Source organism: Streptomyces malaysiensis subsp. samsunensis, assembly GCF_024519315.1.
GTDB classification, from domain to species: domain Bacteria; phylum Actinomycetota; class Actinomycetes; order Streptomycetales; family Streptomycetaceae; genus Streptomyces; species Streptomyces malaysiensis.
Window position 1 is genome coordinate 49,452 of record NZ_JANIIC010000026.1, and the last position, 25,439, is coordinate 74,890.

Annotated in this window: 18 protein-coding genes and 2 pseudogenes; 11 read left to right on the top strand and 9 right to left on the bottom strand. The window is 68.7% G+C overall.

The window, feature by feature from the left end; genetic code table 11:
* Positions 1-119: 119 nt before the first annotated feature.
* Entirely contained in the window at positions 120-500 is a 381-nt protein-coding gene (locus NQU54_RS22150; RefSeq protein ID WP_257632577.1) for a winged helix-turn-helix transcriptional regulator, read from the top strand.
* A gap of 985 nt (positions 501-1,485) precedes the next feature.
* Here NQU54_RS22150 and NQU54_RS22155 read toward each other — a convergent pair.
* The 7 genes from NQU54_RS22155 to NQU54_RS22185 form a co-directional block, all read right to left on the bottom strand.
* Complete coding sequence (locus tag NQU54_RS22155) at positions 1,486-2,823, bottom strand: TIGR02679 family protein (RefSeq protein ID WP_257632578.1); 1,338 nt, start codon at positions 2,821-2,823, stop codon at positions 1,486-1,488.
* Positions 2,756-5,815 (bottom strand): TIGR02680 family protein, encoded by a 3,060-nt coding sequence (locus NQU54_RS22160; protein ID WP_257632579.1) that lies wholly within the window; start codon positions 5,813-5,815, stop codon positions 2,756-2,758. The genes NQU54_RS22155 and NQU54_RS22160 overlap by 68 nt, the downstream gene beginning before the upstream one ends.
* Positions 5,779-6,282, bottom strand: coding sequence for a hypothetical protein (locus NQU54_RS22165; protein ID WP_257632580.1), 504 nt, complete (start codon positions 6,280-6,282; stop codon positions 5,779-5,781). Before NQU54_RS22165 ends, NQU54_RS22160 begins: the two co-directional genes overlap by 37 nt.
* Before the next feature lie 164 nt (positions 6,283-6,446).
* Positions 6,447-7,019 carry a hypothetical protein gene (locus NQU54_RS22170; protein WP_257632581.1) on the bottom strand — a complete coding sequence of 191 codons (573 nt, stop codon included), beginning with the start codon at positions 7,017-7,019 and terminating at the stop codon, positions 6,447-6,449.
* Complete coding sequence (locus NQU54_RS22175; protein ID WP_257632582.1) at positions 7,016-8,341, bottom strand: TIGR02678 family protein; 1,326 nt, start codon at positions 8,339-8,341, stop codon at positions 7,016-7,018. The genes NQU54_RS22170 and NQU54_RS22175 overlap by 4 nt, the downstream gene beginning before the upstream one ends.
* On the bottom strand, positions 8,338-9,963 hold the full coding sequence (locus NQU54_RS22180; RefSeq protein ID WP_257632583.1) for a TIGR02677 family protein: 1,626 nt from the start codon (positions 9,961-9,963) through the stop codon (positions 8,338-8,340). Before NQU54_RS22180 ends, NQU54_RS22175 begins: the two co-directional genes overlap by 4 nt.
* 615 nt (positions 9,964-10,578) lie before the next feature.
* Positions 10,579-11,331, bottom strand: coding sequence for a hypothetical protein (locus NQU54_RS22185; RefSeq protein WP_257632584.1), 753 nt, complete (start codon positions 11,329-11,331; stop codon positions 10,579-10,581).
* 705 nt (positions 11,332-12,036) lie between these two features.
* Between NQU54_RS22185 and NQU54_RS22190 the strand changes: the two genes are divergently transcribed.
* The 7 genes and pseudogenes from NQU54_RS22190 (at position 12,037) to NQU54_RS22220 (ending at position 19,077) form a co-directional block, all read left to right on the top strand.
* Positions 12,037-12,648, top strand: a complete 612-nt coding sequence (locus NQU54_RS22190; protein ID WP_257632585.1) for a hypothetical protein — start codon at positions 12,037-12,039, stop codon at positions 12,646-12,648.
* On the top strand, positions 12,645-13,967 hold the full coding sequence (locus NQU54_RS22195) for a 7-cyano-7-deazaguanine synthase (protein WP_257632586.1): 1,323 nt from the start codon (positions 12,645-12,647) through the stop codon (positions 13,965-13,967). The genes NQU54_RS22190 and NQU54_RS22195 overlap by 4 nt, the downstream gene beginning before the upstream one ends.
* A gap of 246 nt (positions 13,968-14,213) precedes the next feature.
* Positions 14,214-14,405 (top strand): hypothetical protein, encoded by a 192-nt coding sequence (locus NQU54_RS22200; RefSeq protein ID WP_257632587.1) that lies wholly within the window; start codon positions 14,214-14,216, stop codon positions 14,403-14,405.
* A gap of 320 nt (positions 14,406-14,725) precedes the next feature.
* A complete protein-coding gene (locus NQU54_RS22205) occupies positions 14,726-15,334 on the top strand; it encodes an HsdM family class I SAM-dependent methyltransferase (RefSeq protein ID WP_306278960.1) in 609 nt (202 codons plus the stop codon).
* Positions 15,235-17,901 (top strand): annotated as a pseudogene (locus NQU54_RS22210) (RHS repeat-associated core domain-containing protein); the annotation flags it as partial. The gene NQU54_RS22205 and the pseudogene NQU54_RS22210, both read left to right, overlap by 100 nt.
* A gap of 350 nt (positions 17,902-18,251) precedes the next feature.
* On the top strand, positions 18,252-18,725 hold the full coding sequence (locus NQU54_RS22215) for a hypothetical protein (protein WP_257632589.1): 474 nt from the start codon (positions 18,252-18,254) through the stop codon (positions 18,723-18,725).
* Between the two features lie 103 nt (positions 18,726-18,828).
* The gene (locus tag NQU54_RS22220; protein ID WP_257632590.1) at positions 18,829-19,077 is read left to right on the top strand and encodes a hypothetical protein; all 249 of its coding nucleotides are present in this window, start codon (positions 18,829-18,831) and stop codon (positions 19,075-19,077) included.
* Between the two features lie 49 nt (positions 19,078-19,126).
* Here NQU54_RS22220 and NQU54_RS22225 read toward each other — a convergent pair.
* Positions 19,127-19,515 (bottom strand): annotated as a pseudogene (locus NQU54_RS22225) (hypothetical protein); the annotation flags it as partial.
* 274 nt (positions 19,516-19,789) lie between these two features.
* On the opposite strand from NQU54_RS22225, the gene NQU54_RS22230 reads away from it, so the two are divergent.
* The 3 genes from NQU54_RS22230 (at position 19,790) to NQU54_RS22240 (ending at position 23,112) form a co-directional block, all read left to right on the top strand.
* The gene (locus NQU54_RS22230; RefSeq protein WP_257632591.1) at positions 19,790-20,059 is read left to right on the top strand and encodes a hypothetical protein; all 270 of its coding nucleotides are present in this window, start codon (positions 19,790-19,792) and stop codon (positions 20,057-20,059) included.
* On the top strand, positions 20,052-20,690 hold the full coding sequence (locus NQU54_RS22235) for a DUF6879 family protein (protein ID WP_257632592.1): 639 nt from the start codon (positions 20,052-20,054) through the stop codon (positions 20,688-20,690). The genes NQU54_RS22230 and NQU54_RS22235 overlap by 8 nt, the downstream gene beginning before the upstream one ends.
* A 94-nt stretch (positions 20,691-20,784) precedes the next feature.
* Positions 20,785-23,112 (top strand): ATP-binding protein, encoded by a 2,328-nt coding sequence (locus NQU54_RS22240; protein WP_257632593.1) that lies wholly within the window; start codon positions 20,785-20,787, stop codon positions 23,110-23,112.
* Between the two features lie 111 nt (positions 23,113-23,223).
* Here NQU54_RS22240 and NQU54_RS22245 read toward each other — a convergent pair whose 3' ends face one another.
* Entirely contained in the window at positions 23,224-25,416 is a 2,193-nt protein-coding gene (locus NQU54_RS22245) for a UvrD-helicase domain-containing protein (RefSeq protein ID WP_257632594.1), read from the bottom strand.
* Positions 25,417-25,439: the final 23 nt, after the last annotated feature.

The following is a 25,439-nucleotide window of genomic DNA, read 5'->3' on the forward strand; positions in this document are numbered from 1 at the left end:
AACCGCTCGGCGAACACCGCGGGCACCTCTTCGGGCCGATCGGCCAGTTCTCGCATGATCGACAGACGTCCTTCCGGGCTGGGAGAATCCAAGTGCCCGACACGTTAGGAGACGATCGCGTGACTCACCGAACGGTTGGCTACCCGGCAGGGCTCCCCGACGACCCGCTCGCGAATGTCACTGAGCCCACCCCCGAGTGCCCCGTGGAGATCACGCTGTCCGCCCTGCACGGCCGCTGGACGACCCTGGTGGTTCGAGAGCTGCTGCGCGGCGACCGCTCCTACAGCGAGCTGCGCACGGCCCTGCCCATGTTGTCGGACAAGGTGCTGTCCGACCGGTTGACACAGCTCGGCGAGGCCGGCGTCGTCGAGCGCGACCGCCGACCGGGCTGGCCGCCGCGAGTGCGCTACGCGCTCACCCCGAGTGGACACCGCCTCGGCCCTGTCCTCCAGGCTCTGTGGGACTGGGGGCGGAAGCCTGAGCACAAGACAGCGGGCTGAGAGCAGCCGTGCGCCAAGCCCTCTCGCCGGACCCAGTCATCCCACCTGCGGTGATGCTCCAAGATCCTGCCCACGCCTCGTCCACAGACCCCGACATGCGACTGCTCCGGACGGCACATGGCTGCACGGACAAAGAGACCCCGCACTCAGCGTTTCCGCTGTTCACGGGGTCTCAGGCACCTCATAAGGGGCGCCCCGGCGGGGGACTCGGCAAATGGGGACATACCGAGCTATTGGTGAGCGGTGAGCTAGTCATCCAGACCAGCTTCCCGGTGCCGGTGACTCGAGCCCGCACGTAGCCGACCGGCGCTTCGGCCGCTGCGCACGGAGCCGCCTTTCGAGGCTCCCCGCCGCGCCCCGGCGGAGCCGCCGAGCGGTGAAAGAACCAGGCGGCTTTGCCACTTACGTGGTTCGCTGGGACCTCCTAACGGCCAGGTGTGGCACCAGTACCGGCGATCTGCCATCGACAGGGCCGCCGCTACCGGTAGCGACCATCCGCGTGGCAGCCGTGGGGCGACTCTCCGAAGTGCGAAGTCCGAGACGGCCCAGGACACCGAGACCGAACGAGAGCCCGACCCAGCGGTCACTCTCGTCGCGGACAAGGCGGGCTCCAGTCCGCCGAACAGGCCCCCGGCGGAACAGATCATGTGGGCCCACTTCCAACGAGAGCAGGCATCCGGTCGCATCCCGAACGCTGCTGAGCTTGACCGCGTCGCAGGCACCAACAACTACGGCTGTTCACTGCTGACCCGGTGGCGGCGCATCGGACGTATTTCCCCGATCTGACTTGTTCCTTCAGCTGGGGCGGGATGTGAACTCACGACCCTTCGTCTCGAATGAGGTTCGGGCGGGATCGACACCGGATGGTTTGCTGCTTTGCCTGGTCAGGGCGTTGGTGTGGGGTGGTTTCGGCTGGTGTCGAAGGGGCTTGGGGAGGGGGTCGGCTCCCAGATGGCTCCCAGTGCCCAGCATGGTGCCGACGCCCCTACGTCTGACGTGACAGGTCGTCCACCAGAAGGTCGAGAGTGGCCTCCTCGTGGAGTGCGACGCCGAGGGCCGTCATGGCAGGGGCGAGATCCGGGTCCCAGTCCGCGCTGACCGACTGGCCGTCGAGCGCCAGTTGAGGGATGCCCTCAGCCTGACTGCGAGCGGCCAGGTGCTCGTAATCCGCGGTGCCCATGCGCCACGGCACGGCGTCGTAGCGGCGGATGACCCGGTTGGCCAGAACGATCCCTGGCCAGTCGAAGTCGCCGTGGTAGGCGAAGCGACAGCCTGTGGTGGCGAGGGCGTCGAGAAGCGTGACGACCACTGTGGCGGCGCTGCCGGACGTGCACACGAGGGGGCGGACGCAGGCCGCGTCTGCCGCGGCTTCCACCACGCGCGGATTCTCACAGATGTGGATGAGCGTTCCGGCGGGGAGACGCAGCCGCAGGGCGTGCAGGTCGCGCGGCGTCAGGTGCGTTTCGGCGTGATGCTTGGCCCGCTCCCGCAGGGCACACTCCCGCCATCCCTCGCCGGCGGGGCGCAGCCCGTAGGTCAGCACTGTGCTGGAGACCTCGTCCGGCGTTACGGACACCAGCCGCCACAGAGCGCGTCGGCCGGCCGCGTCGTCGGGGAACTCGGTGCCATGGGCGAGGGCGACACCGCGTTGGACGAGGCGTGCGAGCCAAGTGCCGTCGTCCAGGCCGTGCGCGGAGCCGGTCGTCATGGCGGCGAGTTCTCCTCGGCCGAGGGCGTTGCCGCTACGTTCAGGACCGAGGAGAACAGTGAGGACTTGGACCGCCTGCTGGAGTGTCCGGATCGCCGCATCGGGCGTCACTCCCCTCGGAATCCCGGCCCGGCGCAACAGGTCGTACCACCGCCTGGGCCATTCCTGGCCGGCGAGCGCGGAGGCGTCCAGGGACGACGCGAGGGATGACCACACCTGCTCCCGCCGTGCCGTCGCGTCCGCGCGAGCGGCACGGCGGTCGGTGAGGGGCGGGCCGAGTTCCTCCAGGGTGTCCCTGAGGCCGAGTCTGGCGGCCGAGGCGCGCAGCCGTGCGTCGAGCACGTCGAGCCGTACGGTCGCGGCGGCACCGGTGAGAGGCTTGCCCAGGAGAAGGGACAGGTCGTTGCGTTCCTGGGTGTTCAGCGCGGCCAGCCGGAGCGAACCGGTGGCCTGTACACCGTTGCTCTCCAGGCGTTTGCGTATGCCCTCCCAGAGCCGGGTGAGTCCCGGTCCCGTCAGCCAGTCGCGCGTCGCGGGGGCAGCCCGCTCATACGGACACCAGACGCCGGTGCCGACCGTTCCAGGTGTAGTGCAGGGTGGCCACCCCGCGCACATGGGGGTCGCGGAGGCACTCGTAGATGTGCAGGGACGGCACCTCGGGCCAGTTGCCCATGAGCCGTTCGCTGGTGAGGACGAAGTCGAGATCGAGGTCGACGAGGATACGGCCCAGTCGGCCATGGGTCGGCTCGTCGACCTTGGCGAAGGCGTCGTCCAGGAGGATCAGGCGTGGCGCGTGCGGTGCCGACTCGGCGAGGCTCGTGAAATGGGCGGCGGCCGCGGCGAAGAGCACGAGGTAGGAGAGGACACGCTGTTCGCCCTGGCTGAGCCCGGTCCTGCCGGTCAGCTTCCTACGGCGGCCAGGGGCCGCGTCCTCAACCACGAAGGTGTGGAAACGGAACCAGTCGCGGTAGTCCAGGGCGGTCCGCAGATGGGCGGCGTAACCGGCTGACGGGTCGGCGCGTCGGGCGTCCTCGATCCGGCGTTGCAGTACTTCGCGGAGCTGCTCGGTCTCCTCGCGCGTGCGGAGGCTCGACGGACTGCGCAGCAGGTCCACGGCTGCCCGAACGTCCGCGTCCGCTTCCACGGCGGACTCGTTGAGCTTCCACAGCAGCTCGACACCGAGACCGTGGGAGGTGCGCACGGTCCGCAGGGTGTCGTTGAGAGCCGCGACCAGGTTCGCCGCGGTGATGACCTGTGCCGAGAGGTGGTCGCCGAGTTCGCCGGTCAGGAACCGCTGGAATACCTCACGCTCGCGTTCGGTGAGCCGTCCCCGGGCCTCCGCGGCCTGGACCGCGATCCGCTCGCCGACGGCCGCGACGTCATGGGACCCGTGGTCGTCGACCAGTCGGCAGACCTTGATCCCGTCGCGTTCCTCCAGCTGCGCGTCGAACCCGCCGGCCAGTTGGTCGCGCAGATCGGTGTGCCGGTTGAGCAGGGTGCTGTCCGATACCTCGCCCTTCGGGCGGCCGAGTGCCTGCTCCACGGCCCCGGCGAGGGCCCGCAGCGCGCGCAGACGGCTGCGGACGTCCACGCTGGGATCGTCCGACACGTACTCGGACAGCGAGGACCGGTCAAGGCCGGCGCCGAGCACCACCTCCGGTCGGCCGAGAGCACCGCGAAGAGCGCTGCCGGTGTCGATGACCGCCGTCTCCTGGTCCGCCAGCGTCCCGCGCAGACGCTTCTCGTCCTCTTCCGCGCGCACGCGCAGGTCGTGGAGGTCATCGAGGGCTCGTTGCGCCCCAGGCAGGGCGCGGACGGCGTTCGCGATGCGCTGCTTGGTTTCCTGCTCGCGGGTCAGGATTTCCTCCTCGGACGACCCGATGGCCTCCTCGCGGGTCCGCAGGTCCTGCTCAGCGGTGCGCAGTCCGGTGAGGTGGACCCGGTAGCTCTCCTCCGCGGCCAGGCGCTCCTCTCGGGCACGTTCGTACCGTTCGGCGTCCGTCTGATTCGCGCCGAGCCGCTCGCCCGTGCCGCCGACCGCCCTGCGTAGATGCCCGACACCGCTGAGCAGGGCAGCCAGTGCGGTGCGAACGCGGTCCAAGGCATCGGGGTCGCTGGGCAGGTCGTAAGCGGTCGCGGTGGCGTCCGCCTCGGCACGCGCCGATACCGCGAGAGCACGGGCTTCCTCGGCCCGCCGTGCCGCCCGGGTCGCCTTTGTGGTCAGGTCACGTAGGGTCCTCTCGGCTGATTCGGTCCTGCTCCATGCGTTCGCGAGATTTTGCGCCCAGGGGAAGTCCCGTTCCGCGAGTGTGAGAGCCCGGCGCATGGCATCGGTTACGGCGAGTTCCTCGCGGACGTCGGCCAGCCGCTGTTCCGTCTGCGTGATCCGCTCCTCCAGCTCGGCGAGGATGCGCCGCCGGGTCTCGGCGCGTACGGCGGCCCCCACGTACTCGGTGTCGCCCTTGTCGTGACGGCCGCTGAGCACGCCCAGGCGCCAACTGCCGTCGCGGTACACCGCGTTGTGTGCGGGGTTCTGCGCTGCCGGTGTGAGCGCGATCGAGGCCAGCAGACGCTCCACGCACGCGGACGTCACGCCGCACCCCGGTTCAGGGGCTGGGCGCAGGGCCGAGGCGAGAGTCGGTCCGTCCGACAGGGCGGGACCGGGTTGGAGGAGAGTGTCCCGGGTGCGGGGGTCGAGAAGGACGCCGTCAGCGCTTACCCACGCGTCCAGGATTCCGCTCGCTTCCAGCGCCCCTTCGAGACCGGCCCGGTCGGCCGGTGCCAGGTCGTCCGCGAAGTCCACGAGGCGGTAGAAGGGGGCTCCGCTGCCCGGCGTCCTCTCGGCGACGCGATGGTGCGGGGCCGACGGCTCAGGGTCGGTACGTTGCGCCCAGTCCCGCTTCTGCTCCGTCAGGCGGTCGAGTTCCTCATCGAGTCGGCCGACGCTGAGCGCCAGTGCGTCCCGGCGTCCGGTGAGTTCCTCGCCGTACGGTTCGAGTGCGGCCTGAGCGGTTCGCCACGCCTGGCCGTCGATGTCGGGTGGCAGCGTGCGGTCCGCGAACGGCGCGTCGGCGGAGGTCTCCTGGCCGACCGTGGAATGGACGGCGTCCAGCGGCGGGCAGTCGGGCCCCAACGCGGCCCGCGTGTGCGCCGCCCACTCAGCGACGCGGCGGGCATAGGTGCCGCTCTCCTCGGCGACCTTCTGGCGGCTGACGTCGAGACGGCCGGCGGCCTCTTCCGCCTCGCCCTCCAGCCGTTCCCGCTCGGCATCGGCCTGAGCCGCTCCGGCGCGGGCCGCGTCGGCCCGTGAGATGAGGCGGGTCACTTCCTGGACCATCCGGGCCCGGTTTTTCGCGACCGTCTCGGCATCCTCCAGCTGGTTCTGCCAGGACCGCAGTCCTTCCTGTGTGGTGGCCGTGTCCGCCCGGGCCGCCGACCGGTGCCGTACGGTGCGCGTCTCCCCGTCCGGAGTCGTCAGCTCCGTCTCGGTGGCCGGGGCGAGGACCGTGCGTGACAGGGCCACCGTCTCGCCGAGATGGCCGGTGGGAAGCCCAGCCTTCTCCGCGTGCGTCAGCATCTCCCTGTGTTCTGTGCCAAGTTCGGCCAACCGACTCCCGAGGTGGTCGACCCTTCGGCCAGCCGTTCCGCCGTGCTCTCCTCCGTGTCGTGGGCGTTGCGCAGGGTGGTGAACGCGGCCACGGCCGCGGTGTGCAGCGCCTCCACCGTGCCGCGGCGCTCCGACAGTTCGCGCAGGCTGCGGTAGGCGTGACTGGCGTGCAGGGCGGCCAGGTCGGTCCGGGCAGCCTGTTCCTCGTCGCGCAGGGTCTCCAACCGGCCCTTTGACTCGTGCTCCTGTGTCCGCAGGTCGCTCGTCCGCTGTGCGGCGTCTCCGGCCGCCCGGCGCCGCTGTGCGAGGACGCCCAGCTCGTGGCTCACTCGCTGCGCGGAGGCGCGCAGGACGCCGGCCAGGTAGCCGCGGTAACTGGTGAGGAACGTGCGCAGTGCTGTATCGGTGCGTTCCAGGCGGCCGAGTTCGTCTCGTACGGCGTCGAGGTCGTGGAGGTTGCGTGCCACCTGTTCGACCACGTCCTCGTCGAGCCCCGGCAGGGTCTCGCTGAGCAGGGAGGCCAGGCCCCCGTGCTCGATGCGGTCCCCGACCGTGGGGCGCCGCAGCCGGTGGAGGAGCTGGGTGAGGTTGCGGTAGCGCGTCGCGTCGGTGATGCCGAACAGGTCCCGCGCTACTCGGGAGCGGTGCCTGACCGCCCGCTCGGTCGTGTTGTCGGAGCCGACAATCTCCTTGAGCCGGTCGACCGGCAGCGGCTTCCGCCCTCGACCAGGTGCAGGTCCTCACCGACCCGCAGGGAGGTGACGAAGAACGTCGGCAGCGCCTTCTGCGTCGACTTCGAGGCACGGATGGCGACACCGAGGGTCAGAAAACGGTGGCTGCCATCGTCGGTCGTGCCCCGGAACTCCACCCACAGGTACCCGAGACGGTTGGTCTGCTCGAACCCGTCCAGCATCAGCCAGGCGAGAGTGGTGCGGCCGGTGCCGGTCGCGTCCAGTGCCCGGGAGTCGCCGTCCAGAAGATACGGGAGCAGCATCTCCAGGGCCTTGGACTTGCCCGCGCCGTTCTTGCCGCGCAGAAGCAGCCGTCCGTCGCCGAAGGAGAACTCCTGAGTGTCGTACTGCCAGACGTTCTGGATGCCCGCCCGGTGCAGCCGGAAACGGGTGCCGGTGGTCGTCGCGGGGGCGGCGGTTGTCGCGGGGCCGGAACGCGGCAGCGGAACGAGGCCACGCGCGTCGGTGGTCATAGCGGCAACTCCTCTTGCACGTCGGTTCCTTGGCGCGCTCTCGCAGCGGGGCGCACGGTCACGAGGGTGGCGTAGCGCGCCGCCGCGGCCAGCAGCACCCAGCCGTCGCCGCCGGGCCGTGCGCCATGGACATCGGTCACCGTGCGTCCTTCCGACACATCTTCGACGTACCCCTCCGGCAACCCTTCGCACTCGGCGCGCAGCCGCCCGGCGCGGGCCATCAGCCGCATGCGGACCAGCATGTCCAGCACGGCCTCCCGCAGGGCGGGGAGGTCCTCCAGGTAGCCGCGCTGCCAGTTGCTGCGCTGCCCGTACTCGGCGATGAGCCCGGCGAGCACCTCGTCCACCAGACCGTCCGGGACAGCCACCCCGATGACGAGCGTTCCGCCGGTCGCCGGATGCCCCGGCTCCTGGGGCCGAAGCCGCTCCACGAGCCGTTCCACCAGCAGCAGCGCGGCCTGTGCGACGGTCCCGGTGCCCGGCAGGTGCAGATCCGTCAGCTCCTCCTCGGGGTCCACCAGCGCTACGCCTTCGGCGCGGATCTCCATCTCCAGGCCCAGGAGTTCGGAGAAAGCCTGGCCTTCCCGGCGCTGCCGGGTGCGCAGCCAGTCGCGCTCGGCGTCGGTCAGCTCGTCGAGGTGGACGACAGGTGTCTCGACAAGCATTCGGCGCACATAGGTACGCGGCCCGCTGAACCCCGGGTCCGCTGCCCGTCGGAACAGGTCGGCGCCGTCCCGGGCCTGTGCGAGCGGGCCGGCGACGATCACGCGCGCCAGCTCCCGGTCCACCGTGATCAGGGCCTCCCCGCCCGCCTCCTGCGCGATCGCGGCCACCTGGCCCTCGGTCTCGATGAGGACGCCCCACTCGACGAGCTGGCGCAGAGCCGCTACCAGGGTTCGCTTCCCGGCCGCCCGGCCCGTCTCCTCCAGCTCGATCCCCGCGTCGGCGGCAGCCGCCCTGATGTCGGTGACCAGGTGCGACAGCAGCATCTGCTCGGGCGCGGTCACCAGCACGGAGAGGGCCAGCGCGAGGCAGGCGTACGTGTGCGGGGTGAAGGGCGTGCCGGTGGAGCGCTCCAGCCGGTGTCCCGATCCCGCCCCCAGCCCCGCCTTGAACAGCCGGGCGAAGGAGCTGTCGACCAGCAGGCGGTAGCCGAGCACCTGCTGGAACCGTTTGCCCAGCCAGTCGGCGTGCCTGCGGACCAGAGGGAAGAGGTCGGCATGCGGGCCGTCGGCCGCGACTAGGGGATGGGCGAGCAGCAGCCGGGCGGCGGTTCGACGCTCGGCTGCCAGGGCTACGTCGTGAGTGGAGGGAAGGGTCATGACACGCTCACCTCCGCCTCCGCTTTACCATCGGCCGCCGCCGAGATACGACCGATTTTCAACTCCAAGTCGTCCAGCAGCAGGTCGCCGTCTGCCGAGTCCAGCACCGTCCGAGTGCCCTCCGTCCGGCGCACGGTGAGCCGGATACCCAGTTCAGCGTCCTCGCTGCTCGCCGAGTCCAGGTCGAACCCCGCTGTCCCCTCCCCGTCCGCGCCGGCGCGCCTCCTGAGCGATGCGTTTCCTAGTGCCGTCGCCAGCAGCTCCAGGAGCAGCCCGAGCGCAGCCGAGGTGAGTCGTACGTCGGCGAAACGACCCGATGCGCTCCGCAGTTCGTCCGCCGCCGCTGCCCTGGACGTCGCCCGCTGCCGGGCGGCCTCCCGCAGCCGCTCCTTCTGCGCGGAGTGGTCCTCCACCGCGGAGGCCCGGCCCCGCTGGGCACGGCTGCCCCTCTCCCGCAGGGCCACCGGCACCTCGACCACCGGACCGGTCCACCAGCTCGTGTAGGCGGGTACCACCTCGTCGGTGGCCGGGGGTATGCCCAGATGGCGGGCGCCGTACAGTCCGAAGGCAGCGACGGCGATGTCGTGTGCGTCCTGCGGTGCCGCTTCGTCGAACCAGCGGGCCAGCCGCAGCAGATCCTTGCGCCGGGACATTTCCCCGGTGGCCGACCGCAGCATCCGCTTGGCGTTGGCGAGCAGCGACTGCAACGCTCGCAGGGTGGCGTCCCGCAACTGCTCGACCTGACTGCCCTGACCGTCGGTGTCTCTGAACCAGCCGCGCAGGCCCTCCCAGTCCGCGAGCTCGCGTCCCCGGCTGCGCTGCACCCGGACCTCCAGGCGGCCTTCGCCCTGCGCCGACAGCCCGGTGAGCCCCTGGGCGTGGGCGTCCAGCCGGTCCAGCAGAGCCGGGATGTGCGGCCACAAGGTGTCCAGCGCCGCCGAGATCCGGGGCGCGCGGAACGCCACGTCCTCGGTGATCGCCTCAACGTAGTCCAGGAGCAGTTCCTTGAAGCCCTGGTACTCGGCGCTGTCCAGGTCGTAGCGGGACAGCACCTGGCCGAGGTAGGCGTAGAAGTCGCGTATGGAGTCCGCGAACTCGCTGAACTGCACGAACAGCGTGCTGATCCGCTCCAGCCCGTCCTGCGGCTCGATGCCGCCCGGCGCGGTCACGAGGTCGGCCAGCTCCCGCAGGCCGCGTTCGACCAGGGCCAGCAGTTCGCTGCTCACCTCGCGGGCGGCGTCGGCCTCGGCCAGGACCCCGTCGGCGTCCCGCTGGATGCGTTCGCCTAGTTTCGACAGCTGGTAGCGCGAGCGGGAACGCTGGTACTCGCTGATGCTGGACGCCTTCACGGTGTGGCTGCTGCGCAGCAGGTTTCCCCAGGTCACCAGCTGTTCCAGCCGGACCGTGAGAGTGTCGGCGTCGAGCCCCGCGGCGGAACCACCGCTCTGGCGTAGCTTCGCCATGATGTCCGGGACGGCCAGATCCGCCAGCAGCGTTCCGCAGAAGACCCGCATGATCGCGACATGCTCCAGCCGCTCGGGCGCGCTGAGGTACGTATACGCGTCCAGCCGCCGCGACTCCTCGTCGGCGTCCTGACCTGCACCGGATGCTGATGCTCCCATGCCCGTGAGGTTACGCGGCGCATACGGGCGCCGCCGGTGGGTGGCCGAAAATGCCACGGACGTGTGCCGGCCCGTAGCGATTCCCGTAGTGACTCCTGCGAGCGCGTTGAACACCCGCCGGGAAGACCTCGGCGAAGTGGGAGCACCTCTCCTCGTACAAACTCGTCGCGGGCCCGGACACCATCTATCTGGCCGAGCCCGACCGCGCTGCGAAGCCGTGGACAGCTATGGCAGCAGCGAGCCCCGGCAGGGCGCCGCTTGAAACTGCTGCTCGATGAGAACGTGCCCCGCCCCATGGCTGAGATCGTGCGCGTCAGCACGTCTGCCTGGTGGGCCTGGGCACGGCGATTGCCACCGTCTGCGCGGCTCTTCCCCACGCCCTGTCCGAACTCGAAGCAGCCGACGGCCAACGCCTCGTCTCCCTGACATCGATCGACCCGACGCGGCAGAAGCGCCTTCAGATCACGGACCCGGACGCCGCCCCGCCGAAGCACTGGCCGGGGCGTGATTCGGCCGCCAGGCCCTGACACCTCGATACACGAGGGCTCCCGGCCGGCAACCCATGGCAAGCGAGGCCGCGACACGGCCCGGTGCCGCTGACTGCGCTTCGTCTCATCAGGCCTCACTGCCGAGCTCTTCCTGGAGCTCGGCGATACGCCGTTGGGTCGCCTCCGCGCTCTTCCGCTGACGGGTCAGCTTCGCTTCGGCGGCTGCCAGTTCCCGGGTGAGCCAGTCTCGATCAGCTGCCGCCCGCTCACGGATGGTCCCGTCATCGCGATACGCGGGCCCTACCCGCTCACTGCTCACTACCCCACGACGCTCTCCGCATTCCGGGCAGTCGACGACGCGGGCGGAAACGTGGCTGTGCTCGCGATGCTGAATGTGGGGCACCACATGGTCGCAACGGAGAGTGAGGTCCCAAGTATCGAGGTCCTTCTTGCGTTCCTCCCGTGTGGGCCAGGAAGCGAACAGCCTGGCGAGCTTCTCCAGCCGCTTCGGACCCATCGGCGGTGGTGGGCAACAGAAGCCGCAATGCGTCACCCGAGAACCGCTGATGCCCCACCGACCACCCCGGCAGTCGGCGTGCCGCTCGCGGAACCTCCGGTCGGCTTCCTCGTACTCACGCTTCTCCGACTCGGACAACTTCATGAGGGGATACCAGTCCCCCAGCCCGTCTTGCATGGGCTCTCCGCAGCCCCGACAGGGCTCACCGGCCACGTAGTCCGCCCAGCTGAGACGTGTACCTTCTCGCTTCCACCGCTCATCCTGCTCACGATGCCGCCGGTCATCCGCTTCGGCATCGAGGGCTGAGCGCAGAGCACGCTTGGCCGCTCGTTGGCGCTTCTGCTCCTCCGTGAGCTTGGCCATGGGCTTCACCCTCCGCTGCACCGGGTTTCTCGTGTACGACCGCAGAATCCATGCTGGCGTGGCCGACCCGCGTGTCGGCGGCCCGTGTGCCGGATGATGACTTTTGACCGGAGTTGGATCGCAAGCGGCCTTCAGGCGACTGATGCCGTCTGGTGCAGGCGGTCAGATGTTCCTGCTTTGAGGCGCCGTCAGTGAGTCCCTATCGGGCCGTCGGCAAGACTGCCCCTCCGCTGGGCCTCGCCGAGTCGGCCCGGTGCTCCGCAGAGCGCATGGGCAACAGGACACACGACGCAAGGGCCAATCCTGCCAGCCCGTGACCTGCCCCGAACCGGGACTTGCGGGGCGTCTGTGACTCAGCGCTACGACTGGTCGCGCAACTAGGTGTAGGCGTCACGGGGAGTGATACCCTTGGTTGTTTCAGCACCTGACTGGTCCGCGGGGCCCTGGCCGAGTCCTGCCCTACCTGGGGATCGCCCGGTCTGATGCCATGGAGGAAGCGCAGGTTGGGACACCATCGTTGGGGGCGGTGTGGGGACATCCACGCGATGGAAGGGACCGAACGGCGATCGGTGGAGTTCTGCCAGGAGGCGGCTGGCGCGCTGGCGGGAGGACTCACGGAACGCGGATCAGCGGCTGGAGGAGATCGCTGCGGACCACCTGAGCGCCCTGCATGAGACGCTCCGTGCCGATCGATCGGCTTTCGGGTTGTACGACACGGCCTGTGCGGCCGGTGAACGGCTCGCCGGGGCCCTGGGGTCGCTGGCCGCCGAGGGCGCGGAGTCGGAGGACGCGCTCGTCGCACGTCTCGTCTCGGAGGTCGGTGGGGACGGCGGCACACTCGCCGACGCCGCAGTGCGCAGGGGGATGGCGGTGGCGGTCCGCGATGTCCGGGCCATGCATCCCGAGATGGACGACGCCATGAACGGGGGTGGCGCGGGCGGCGGATTTGCCTGGGACATCCTGTGCGATCTCTACCAGGTGTTCTTCGCCGACATGGTGGGGGAGTTCCTCAAGGCCGTTGTCGCCGAGCACGTCAACCTGGCAGTGCCGGTGCTCATCGCTACCGATCCGGAAGGCAGGATCGCCGACTGGGTCGCGGAGAAGGTGGTGGACCTGGCGCCGAACCCCTGCGAGGAGTCCGCCGAAGCGACGGACCTCGCACAAGCCGTGGACACCGCGCAATCGGTGGTGGGCGCTGCGCAGGATCCCTCGACCGCGCTGCGCAAGATCGCCGAGTCGCTGGTACCGCAGGCGGTCGGCAAGATACTCGGCCTGATCACTGAGGAGACCACTGGAGAAGAGGGAGCGGCGGCATGACCGGTTCCGACCATTTCCTGTGGTGGCGCGGTCATCGCGGGGATCGGCCTCGCGATGACCGCTGGACGGAGATCGGCAAGGAAGCCTTCCAAGAAAAGGAGCGCCGCATCACCGGCCGACACCACCTGCCCGGTCCGGTCCCCGACTGGGCCGAGGACCTGTTCCGCGTCGCCAGGGCCGCGTTCATCGCCGACAAGTACGTACGCCGGACCGGAGAAGGGGACCGGTGGACCCGCCGCATCAGCCTCGCCGTACCCGTCACGGAACACGAGCGGTGGGGAAGCGCAGCTGTCCGTACCCACCTCACCGCACTCCTCCAAGTCCTCACCGGGGACCTATGGAATGTGGACTTCCGGCCCCTCACCGGTCACTACGTCGAGGACGCGCTCGTCTCCCCGGACGAGCCGCGTGCCTCGGAAGTCGCGTTGTTCTCCGGCGGACTGGATTCCCTCAGCTGGGCCGCCACCCGTTCGCGCGCCGACGACTCCCGCCCGCTGCTGCTCGTGATGTTCCGCGAGATCGGCCTGCTGCGTCTCCAGCAGCGGGTGTACAAGGCCGTCGAACGACTGGTCGGAGCACGGCCGGTGCTGCTGTTGCCGATGAGCCAGACCCCGGCGGGCGACGGCTCGGGGGCACGGCTGGAGACCTCCTCCCGCACACGTGGTCTGCTGTACGCGGCGGGCGCGATCCGCGCCGCCACCGCGCACGGGGTGGGCACCGTCCACATCCCCGAGAACGGCCAGCTCGCCCTCAATCCGCCTCTGACACCAGCGCGTTCGGCCGCCTGCTCTACGCGTTCCGTGCACCCGCGGACACTGGGCAGTCTGAACGCCTTGGTAACTTCCGTGAGCGACACGGAGAGCACGGTGCAGGTGGTCAACCCCTTGGCACAGCTGACGAAAGGCGAGGTGTGCAAGGTCGGACGTGATGCGGGCCTCACTCCGTCCGACCTGGAATCCACCCTGAGCTGCGGTAAGCCGCCAACCCGCCGAAGGAGCGGGCCTCCCATCGCCAACTGCGGCGTTTGCTTCCCGTGTCTCGTGCGCCGCTCCGGGCTACTCCACGCCAATGGCAGCGACGGCACCCGGTACGAGGCATTGCCGTGGGCGGACGGCCTAACGCTTGACCGGGGTGCCGACTGGCGCGCCCTGCAGCGGTGGCTGCTCGGCCCGTACACCCTTACGGATGTCTTCACCGATACCCCGCTGCCGCCGGACACGGACCCGGCGGTGGCGTTCGATTTGATCAGGCGCGGGCGGGAAGAGCTGGCCCGGCTGCTTCAGATCGCGGATGCGACGGGAGCAGCTGACGCGGCGTAGGCGGCGCAGGTGAGATCCGGCTCGCACCAGGCGGCCCGGACACACCGCCTCACCGACTCGCTGTCTTGAATCCCAAACGACGTGCACTCGACGAAAGTGCTTGAACTCCTGGCGTATTCCTAAGGAAATCCCAAACGGCGTGCACCCCGCAGCGCGTGGCCTACGTCTTCTACTGTCCTTCTTGAAGCCAGGGATCACCGGCTCACTCGTCCACTGGGAGATCCCCCGACCTCAGGAAGGAAACCCGTGCAGCTGAGGCTGATGTACGTGATCATCGCGGTCCTCGCGGCACTTGTCGCCGCTCTGGTCGGCAGCGTCGTGACCGTCGTCGAGGAAGGGCGTCCCACGGCGGCCTTCAAGACCGGAGCATTGACCTTCGCCGGCTCTCTGACGCTCCTTATCGTGGTCATGGGCGCCCTGGGTGTGGTGGGCTCGTGAGCGACATGGGTGCCCTTGGAGGGCACGTGCAGGCCGAGGGTGCCTCCTCGCTCGACGAGGTGTTCGCGAAGGTGCGCCGACACCGCACGCACCTCTCGCGGCTGATGAACGCCCATGACGCGACTCGCCTCGTCCTCGGGCTGCTGTACCTGAGCCGGACCGCGCACGCCGCTCCCGGCACCGGCGTACCGACATGGTCATGGTTGCAGGGTCAGCCAGCAGGGCGCGGTTCGGGAATCCGCGCTGCCGTGAGCAAGTGTCTGAGCCACTGGCTTCCCGTAGCCGACGAACAGAGCGCAGACGTGGACACGAGGAGCCTGATGCCCGTTCCGCCCCCTGGTTCCGAAGGACCGCTGCACGCTCTCGTCCAGGCCATCGGCTCCACCCAGCGGGTCGGGCCGCTGCTCGACCAGTGCCTCCGCGATCTCTCGGCGGACCAGGCAGACGGCAGCCACTACTTCACGCCGGGTGACATGGCGCGTCTCATGGTCGGTGCGGTCGTCCCCCGCGACCGGCACAGAGTGCTGGACCCGGTTTGCGGTTCAGGGGGACTGCTCGTCGAGAGTCACCGCTATATCCGCGAACGCGTCGAGCTGAACCCGACCATGTCCTTGCACGGAAAGGAACAGCACGCCCACACCTCGCAGGTGGCCCGCATGAACTTCGCGGTGCGGGGGATCACGGCTCACGTCTTCCCGCCCGGGGACAGCCTCGCGGAGCCCGAGCGCGAGCCCCACGACATTATCCTGGCCAACCTTCCCTTCAACCAGCGCGACTGGGCGCCGGAGGACAAGATGGAGCAGGGCGCCCGCCGGTCGGGTCCCCCCCCATCGACACCGAGGGCCCGCGGGTCACCGCGCTCCGGCTGCTGGACGAACCGCCGTCGGTCTACGAGCCCGAACGGGGCCGTGCGGGCGGCACGGTGGTGATGCGCTACGGCTACGACGAGGCGGGCAACCTCACCGAGGTCATCAACTCCAGCGGCACGCCCCTGCGGTTCACCTACGACGGCCAGGGGCGGGTGACGTCCTGGACGGACCGTAACGGCACGTCGTTCCGGTACGTCTACGGGCCGGAAGGGAGGGTGGTGCGCACCGAGGGCAGCGACGGCGTCTTCAATGGCTGCCTGGAGTACGACGACGAGGCGCGGACGACGGTCTACACGGACTCGCTCGGTCACGCGACGCGGTATCGCTACAGCGCGGACGGTCAGTTGGTCGAGGAGACCGATCCGCTGGGCCACACCACGCTGACGGAGTGGGACGCGCGCGGCGACCGTAAGGTCGCGGTGACGGATCCTCTGGGGCGCACGACGCGTTACGGGTATGACGAGGACGGCAATCTGACCGGCGTGACCCTGCCGGACGGGGCGCGGGCGGAGGCCACGTACAACGCGATGTGCCTGCCGGTGGAGGTCACCGAGCCGGGCGGCGGGACGTGGTGCCACACGTATGACGACACGGGGAACCTCCTCTCGACGACCGACCCCCTGGGGGCGACCACGGCCTACGCATACACCGAGCGGGGCCACCTGGCCGAGGTGACGGACGCGCTGGGCAACACCACGCGCCTGACCCCGGACCCAGCCGGGCTCCCCATCGCCGTGACGGACCCGCTGGGCCACACCACGAGCGTCCGCCGGGACCCCTTCGGCCGGGTGGTGGAGGCGACGGATCCGCTGGGCCGTACGACCCGTATGGGCTGGACGACCGAGGGCAGACCGGCGTGGCGCCAGGAGCCGGACGGCGCCCGGGAGAGCTGGACCTGGGACGGCGAGGGCAACCTCCTCACCCACACGGACCCGGCAGGCCACACCACCCACCAGACGTCCACCCACTTCGACGTACCCGCCACTCGCACCGAGCCGGACGGCGCGACGTACGCCTTCGCCTACGACACCGAACTGCGCCTGACCGAGGTCACCAACCCGCAGGGCCTGACCTGGACCTACGCCTACGACCCGGCGGGTCGGCTCACCTCCGAGACGGACTTCAACGGCCGTACCGTGGCCTACACCCACGACTCGGCGGGTGACCTGCTGACCCGCACGAACGGGGCGGGCGAGACGCTGCACTTCACCCGGGACGCGCTGGGCCGCACGACGGAACAGCGCGACGAGACGGGCACCGGGACGACGTATGCCTACGACGCGAAGGGCGCCCTGACGCGAGCGGCGAATCCGGACGTCGAGCTGACCCTGGAACGGGACGCGCTGGGACGGGTCCTGTCGGAGACGGTCAACGGCCGGACGACGACGTACGCGTATGACGCCGTGGGCCGCCGCACCGAACGCACGATGCCCTCGGGCCTGAGGAGTGTCTGGACCTACGACGAGTCGGGCCGCCCTGTCGCATTGCGCACCGGGACGGCAGACACCCTGACCTTCACGTACGACGCGGCGGGCCGGGAGACGGAACGCCGCGTCGGCGAGGCGGTGCGACTGACCCAGACCTGGGACAGGGCAGGCCGCCTGACGACCCAGACCATCGCCGAGGGCCGTGGCGACGAGGCGAACCGGATCCTCCAACACCGCTCCTACGCCTACCGCCCGGACGGCTACCTCACCGAGATCCGCGAACTGACGTCGGGCACGCGCCGCTTCGACCTCGACCCGGCCGGCCGTGTCACCGCCGTCCACGCGCACGGCTGGACCGAGACCTACGCCTACGACACGGCGGGCAACCTGACGCACGCCACGTCCCCGGGCCATGAGGCGTCCGGCGACCGGGAGTTCACCGGCACGGTGATCCACCGCGCGGCCCGCACGTCTTATGAGCACGACGCCCAGGGCCGTCTCACCCGCCGCACCCGCAAACTCCTGAACGGCCGGACCCGCACCTGGACCTACACCTGGAACGCGGAAGACCGCCTGACGGACGCGACAACCCCGGACGGCGATCACTGGCACTACACATACGACCCCCTCGGCCGCCGCATATCCAAACAACGCCTGGCCGAGGACGGCACGGTGGCGGAATCGCTGACCTTCGCATGGGAAGACACCCGCCTGGCCGAACAATCCACACCAGAGGGCAACCACACCACCTGGGACTACACCCCGGACACCCACCGCCCCCTGACCCAAACCGACCACACGTCACTGGTGCGCGAGCCCGGCGAATCCCTCATAGAGAAATTCACCGGCGCCGACGACGACACCACACCGCGCCTCCACGCCATCATCACGGACCTGGTCGGCACCCCAACGGAGTTGGTCACCGCGGCCGGTGACCTGTCCTGGCAACACCGCACCACCCTCTGGGGCACAGATTTCCCCACCGGGGCAAGCCCTTCAACGGTCGACTGCCCCCTCCGCTTCCCCGGCCAATACGCCGACCCCGAAACGGGCCTGCACTACAACTACTTCCGCCACTACGACCCGGAAACGGCCCGCTACGTCACCCCAGACCCGCTGGGCCTCGAGCCTGCCCCCAACCACCACGGGTATCTTCCTGATCCTCGGACTGGGGTCGATCCCCTGGGGCTGGCAGGTTGTAAGGATGCCCATGTAGCACTCCGAGGTTGGCGAAACAAGGATTACCAGCTCGGAAGCCAGCAGATAAAGCTGGACAAGAAGGGTATGAAGCACTTCCTTGAGCGACATCACCCGGAGTACTGGGATGGCTCAACGAAGGGTCAACAATCCTTCTTCGATCCGAAAATGAGCGTTACGGACGTCAGGTCGGCTGTCGAAGATGTACTCAAGCAGAACCGTGACACGATAGACCGGCGTGGCGTTGATAAAATGTACCAAGTGACCGGCGAGGTTGACGGGACAACCTACGTCCTGGGTATCAATCGGGGACGAGTTGGCCAGTTCTACCCGCTCAACGAATAATGAGGGCCATGCTGTCCGTACATTCTTTTCTGAAGGAGCCAGGCGGTTCTTTCGTGCCTGTAGGGCAGGCGCAATTTCGGATTCCGGACCCGGACTATATCGAGGGTGCCCTGGAGTTGGAGGTGAATGGCGTCCCCATTCTCTCCCTGAATGATTGGGACTACATTGATCAACTCTGGTCATATCTCATCAACGCCATGGAGGAGTATTCGGAATCGGGCGTCGCATCAACCAGACTCCCTGATCAGCCGACCAAGCTGACTCTGTCAAGGCAAGGAAAGAGTTACGTTCTTGTTCGGGTGGATAGAGGTAAACGGTCGCGGAGCTCGGCAGTCGAGGAGAGTGAGTTCTTCCGTGTGCTATTGGAGTCCGGAGATCTGTTCTTCGCCTGTATGGCCGGAATCCTTCCTGAGGTCGCAGACTATTACAACTCTGAGCGGGAAAGGCTGCTCAGGCTTCGTGGTTGTCAGGGGTTTCAGTGATGGTGGTGTCTGTCGGCTCTGGAGCACTCCTGGTGCACCGACGAGGTTCCGGTGGCGCTGCCTGACTCACACAATCTGACGCGGCGAGCACGGCAGCAGGACCATGAATGCCATCATTGCTCGCACGCTGATCGAGCTGCTTGTATCCCTTGAGTTGTCCGACGAAGAGTCTGTCTCTGTGGAGGCGTCGGCAGTTCTGGCTGAGGATGCCGCCACGTCGCTAGGGGCTCTATCAGATACCGAACGAGCGGAACTGATCTCGATCATTACCCAGATGGGTGAAGAAGCCGGGGATAAGGATCGTCGGCAAGCCCTCCAGGATCTCCCTGAAGGACTTGGGCTTACCGAGTGACCAGCGCTTTGCCAATGTGCTCGACCTTTGTGAACGCATCCCGGCATCGTCAGTTCGGCGCGCCCCAGTCCCTCCGGTACGCGGCCAAGTCACCCGGCGTCGCCGCGAAGTCCACGTACAGCGCGACACCGAACCGCTCGCGGCGCGCGTCCTCGCCGTTCAGCCCGAGGCGAGCGCCCCCGATGGCCGCCGTCACCGTCTCGGCCGACTCGTGGTGCCCGATGTCGTCGGTGTGGAAGGCGGGAGGCCCATCAGCAGGTCGGTGCCGGGTGGGGTCGCCTCGAGGGCCAGCCGCGTCTGCTGGGCCATATAGCCCCCGTACGGGCTCTCCATGGGCATTGCCGTGTCGTAGGACATCACCGCGATCTGGTCGACCCGGCGGGCGACCGCGCTGAAGTACGACTGCGACCACCACTTGGGGTGACCGGCGACGAACCCCGTGACGGAGGGAGGGGCGGGGGACGCGGCAAATGAGGACGAGCCGAGCCGTTGTTGGGCGGTGAGCTGGTGATTCAGACGGCCGTGCCGGTGCCGGTGACCCGAGCGCGTACGTAGCCGACCGGCGCTCCGCTCGCACGGGGCGCCGCCCCTGGCGGCTTCCGTCCCACCAACCCGGCGGCTCGGCCGTGGGGCGACCCTCTCACCTATGGGTGTGTCCCTGGATACAGTGGGTAGTCACAGCCTTGCTCGGCCACCTCGACCGGAGGCAGACATGGCCCGTGGCTGGGAGGCTGACCCGTCCCCGTTATTCGAGCGTCGGCTGGGGAAGTCGGCCGAAGAGCTCGGTAACTCCGACGGCAATGACGAGTGTCCGGACATCTGGCAGCTCGACAACGGTGATGTGGCTGTGATCGGCCGGGATCTGACAGGCGTCTACGGCGCCCGCCTGCCGCAGGGCGTGCACCTCGCTCCGGATGAGCGGCTGGTCGTCATCCCAGGGAACATGCTCAGCGCGGCCAAGAAGGACATCGCCGATGCTTGATCTCCTCGCCCCCGTTCTCGTTCCCGAGCAGGGCGATCGGCTCACCCGCACCGCCTACAAGCAGGACTTCCGGCAACGGGAGGACGCGGTCCGTGACGGGAGTTCCTGGAAGCTGGAGCGCCGGCAGCACTTCGAGGAGCAGGGCAGTCCGAGCCGGGACGCCCTGCGTCGGGGTGACTGGGAGGAGGCACTTCGGCTCCTCGCCGACCGGCGCGACACCTTGGCCAAGGCCGCTCAGGAGGACGAGCGCAGGGGATATGCCTTTCACCGTGTGCGGGTGGTCGAGAGGCCACTGACGCCGTATGTGCAGTGGGAACTCCGCTCCCAGCGGCAGCGTGCGGAGTACGGGCAGCGGATCAGGGTCGTCCCCGCCGCGCAGGTGGCCGCCTCGGAGGACACCGGCCCGCTTCCGGAAGTGGTTGTGTTGGGCGGCCGTACCGTCTTCCAAGTCGTATACACCGAAGCAGGAGTTGCGAACGGTGCGATCCGCTACACCGACCGTGACCTTGTGACGCGCTGGGAGAACTACATCAAGGTGCTCTACGCGGTGGGTGAAGAGGTGATGTCCTACTTCGACCGTGAGGTGGCGCACCTTGATCCGCCGACGCTGAGCGACGCGGGAAGGGAGTAGGCCGATCACATCGCCAGGCGGACAGGACGAGCACTTCGGCAGCACCCACTCCGAGCTGTCGGGATCCTCACATGACGTCGTCCAGGCGAGAAGTGTGCACGGAGGCATCCACTTCCACGCGCAGGCCACACCGGACGCGGGGAGTTCCTCCAGCCCTGTCCCACGCCAGTTACCGGCCGACGTGGGTGGATTCGTCAACCGGACCGATGAGCTGGGTCAGTTGAATGCCGTCCTCACCACCGAGGACGGCGGTCCGCTCGTCGTCTCGGTATACGTGATCGCGGGCACCGCCGGCGCCGGAAAGACATCGCTGGCACTGCGCTGGGCACACCAGGTCCGGGAGCGTTTCCCGGATGGTCAACTGTACGCCAATCTGCGCGGCTACGACCCCGGAGAGCCGGTCGCGGCCCGCGAGGCCCTGCACCGCTTGCTGACCTCGCTCGGTGTCCAGCCCGAAGCCGTACCGCAGGATCTCGACGCGGCCGCCGCGCTATACCGCTCGTTGCTGGCCGACCGTCGGGTACTGGTCGTCCTGGACAACGCGGCCACAGTCGGCCAGGTCAGGCCGTTGCTGCCCGGGAGCGCACACAGCCTGGTGCTGGTCACCAGCCGCAGCCGCCTATCCGGTCTCGCCGTCCGTGATGGAGCTCGCCGACTCACGCTCGGTGTGCTGCCGGAGCCGGAGGCGGTTGCCCTGCTGCGCGTCGTCACCGCGGGATACCGGCCGGTCGATGACGAACGGAAGCTCGCCGAATTGGCCCGGCTGTGCGCACGACTTCCGCTCGCTCTGCGGATAGCCGCGGAACGCGCCGCCAGCCACCCCCACCTGCGGCTGGACGACCTGATCGCCGAACTACGCGACGAATCGGCCCTCTGGGACGCTCTGAGCACGGGCGACGACGAGGAGGCCGAAGCCGTCCGCACCGTCTTCGCGTGGTCCTATCGCGCCCTGTCCGAGCAAGCCGCCCGCCTGTTCCGCCTGCTGGGCCTACACCCCGGACCCGAGTTCGGGCTGCAAGCCGCCGCGGCCCTGGCAGGGTCGACCAGCATCAGTCGGTCCCGGCAACTGCTGGACTCTCTGGTCGGCGCACACCTCCTGGAACAGACCGCCCCGGACCGCTACCAGTTCCATGACCTTCTGCGTGCCTACGCCATCGACCAGGCCCAGCACGAGGAGCCGCCGGTCGAGCGGGAGGCAGCTCTGCGCCGCGTGCTGGAGTGGTACCTGCACACCGCCGATGCCGCGCAGGGCTGGATCAACCCCGCTGAGGATCGCGTGCCCCTCACGCCCGCCTCGGATGACATCAGCCCGCTGACGTTCTCCGACTACGACGCTGCTGTGGACTGGGCCGAGCGGGAGCACGCCAACCTCTTCCAGGCTGTCCGTACGGCGGCCGACGCCGGGCAGGACCGACTGGCGTGGCAGCTGGCCACAGTCTTGTGGAACGCACAGTTCCCCTCCGCCTCGGGCACAAGCTGGCCAGCCGTGGGCCGCATCGGACTAGAGGCGGCCGAACGGCTGGGAGAACGCGCCGCACAAGGGGCACTCCACACCTACCTCGGCATGGCCTACACCCGCCTCAACCGCCTGGCCGAGAGCCTCGAATCCCACGAGAACGCGCTGACGATCCGGCGTGACCTGGGAGACCGCCTGGGCGAAGCACGCTCACTCAATCTGATCGGGCTGAACCACCTCCGCGGCAGACGGCTCGACACCGCTGCCCGCTACTTCGAGCAGGCCATCTCCGCCTTCCAGGAGCAGGACGCCGCCCACTGGGCCGCCACTGCGCTGTCCAACCTCGCCACCACCCACTACCGCGCCGGGCGGCTTCCGGAGGCGGCAACCGTCACTGACCAAGCCCTTGCAGCGCACCGGACCCTCAACGATCAGCGTAGCGAGGGCAACATCCTGCGCGTGCTGAGCGACGTCCAGCGTGAGCAGGGCGATGTCGAAGCATCCCTGGTCTCGGCCCAGGCCGCCCTCGATATCGCCCTCAGCCTCCGTAACCTGCGTCTGGAGGGCTTCTGGCTGCTGACCCTCGGCGATGCCCAGCAGGCGAAGGGCCAGTACGCCGAGGCCCTGACCTCCTACCAGCGCTCCGCCACACTCCACCGACGCCTCGCCGACCGCAGCCGAGAGGCACTGGCCTGGCAGGGGGTTGGTGAGGTGTACCGCCGCCTCGGACGTCATGCCGAGGCGGCCGACTTTCACCGCCAGGCTGCCTCGACGCACCGCGATCTCGGCGATGAGTGGCACCAGGCCCTGGCCCTGGACGGCCTGGCCTCGGCCGTACTCGGCGAAAACCCGGAGGAAGCCCGTCGCCACTGGGCACAGGTGCTGAGGCTAATCGCCGACTTCGACGATCCTCACGCAGCGGCGCTGCGCGAGGCAGCCGAATGCCGGCTGGCAGGAGTCAGCTGAGGCAGTGGAATGATGACGTGTGCATGAGGGCCGCAGGGTGGCAGGCCGATTTGCGCTACCGCCGCCCTGCTGTGCCGATTACAGACATAGTGAGAACTGACAGAGGCTCCTTTAGGATGCCGCAACCATGCCGAGGAACGGACTGGGATCTCCGTGCCAGGAGACCCGGAGGGCATCTCGCGCACGGGTACAGGCGACGAAGAGCAGGCTCAACTCGCCCAGAAGATCCTCCCGATGCTGTTGGGGATCCACTTCCTTCGCAGTGATAGCGCCGCGCATCGGTACGACACCATCGCTCACGCCGGCGACGGCCACGCAGCGGAATTCGAGCCCCTTCATACGATGCATGGTTCCGACGCGGACACCGTCGCCGGTCCCCGATGTGACGCCCAGCACGGTAGCGGGCACACCGGCTCGTTCCAGGGCGTGTGCGATGTCCTTGCCCAGCTGGATGTACCGCACCGCCACTCCGATCTCGTGCGGCGAGACTTCGGCTCTGGTCCAGTCCTCGATCTGGGCCACCAGGCCCGCGAGTTCCTCGGTTTTGCTGCTTGAGCCTTGCGTCTGTGGAGGCGCGCCGTGGAAGGCCGACCGATAGCCGGTCAGCGACTCGTCACCGCCGTCCATGTCGTCGATGCGCTCGCCTGTCAGCAGGGCGGTGGACCAGGTAAGGATCTCCTGCGTGGTCCGGTAGTTGATGCGCAGACGGGTGGACCGACCGGCCACCGAGATGCCGAGGCTGCGCAGGGACACCTTGTTGCCGTAGATACGCTGGTAGGTGTCGCCCGCGAGAAACAGGCCGTCCGGACCAGGGGCGACCAGAGCCCTCAGCAGCCGCCACTGGGCCGGATGCAGATCCTGTGCCTCATCGATCACCACATGGCGGTAAGGCCGTTCGCCACCCTGTTCATCCAGGATCCGAGCTGCCTCCGCGCATACCTGCAGGAAGGTCCACTCGCCCGCCTGGCGCAGCTCCTTCGTGAATGCCTCGATCGCACGCCACACCTGGGCACGCTTCAATGGGCCGAGAGCGGTGCCGCGCCCGCTGCGGGACGCCTTGAGATACGCCTCGGGGGAGCGCAGGTCCTGGGCGAGGACGACGTGCCTCCACTCCTGGTCGAGGAAGACATCGGTGAAGTCGATTCCGAGTTGCCGGGCGATGCGCTCCCAGCGCGCTGTGATCTCCTTCTGCCGGGTGACGATGGCCAGGGGGGCGCCGCGGTGCTCTCGGACGATCTGATTGGCGAGTGCGTCGACGTTGACGACGCGGATCTTCGCCCGCACCTGAGAGTCGGGGATCAGCAGCTCGAGATTGCCGCGGAGGTCGGTGGCGAGATCCCGGGTGAATGTGGTGAGAAGGATCGACTCGTCGGGAGCGTCGGCCGGCAGCTGCCGTGCCAGATGAAAGGCGCGGTGCAGGGCCACCACGGTTTTGCCCGTTCCCGGACCGCCGATCACGCGGGCCGGGCCCTTGTACGACGGCCGGTAGGCGACCTTGCGCTGACTCGGGTGCAGAAACACCCTCCAGGCATCGAAGGGGCGCGACAGAATTTCCGTCAGCTCGTCGGCCCCCGAGACCAGGGCGATCCTGCCCTGCGAGCGGGCCATGGCGGCCGAGAGACCGTCCTGCCCGGCGGAGGGCGTCGGCGCGCCGCTGTTCGACGCCATGGTGAGCTGCGGGTACGTAGCGGGAGAAATCTGCTCCAGCTGGATGAGCACCACCTCGCGCCACACGTCTTCCGGCTCCATGCCGGCGGCGAGCCCGGCGAGCACGTCGTACTGCTGCTCCGGCAGGATCTTGTGCAGGGCGTCGAGATGGGCCTCGTGGCTGAGGTGACGTATCAGCGGGAGTAGTTCGGCATCGATCCCCAGCCTGGTCAGGTCCTTGTCCGAGACGTGCGCAAACAGCGGCGCGGTGTCCGCGGATGAGGCAGAGGCGAGGGCATGCATGCCGGCGGTGGCCCGCTCAAGGGCGACGTCGTTGCGCAGCTCGATGCCTTGCGTTGCGGAGTTGACGGTCGCCCGGTGTTTGATGGCCCAGTCGATCGCGTCGTCGTGGCGCATGACCTTCAGGAGCAGGAAGCTGTCTCCTGACTCGGGAGCCAGGACGACTCCGCGCATGGACTGGTTGATGCGGATGGTGCGGATGCGGGGATCCCGGGCCTTTTCGAGTTTTTCGAAATGGAGCCCCGCGTGCCGGTGCTCCTGAAACTTGTCGAAGACTTCGTGGACGCGCTTTTGAACCGACTTCTCCAGCCTGGCGAACTCCATCAGGAAGTCCTTGTGGATCCCCAGCGTCGCCATCACAACTCCCGGTCCCGCGTTGG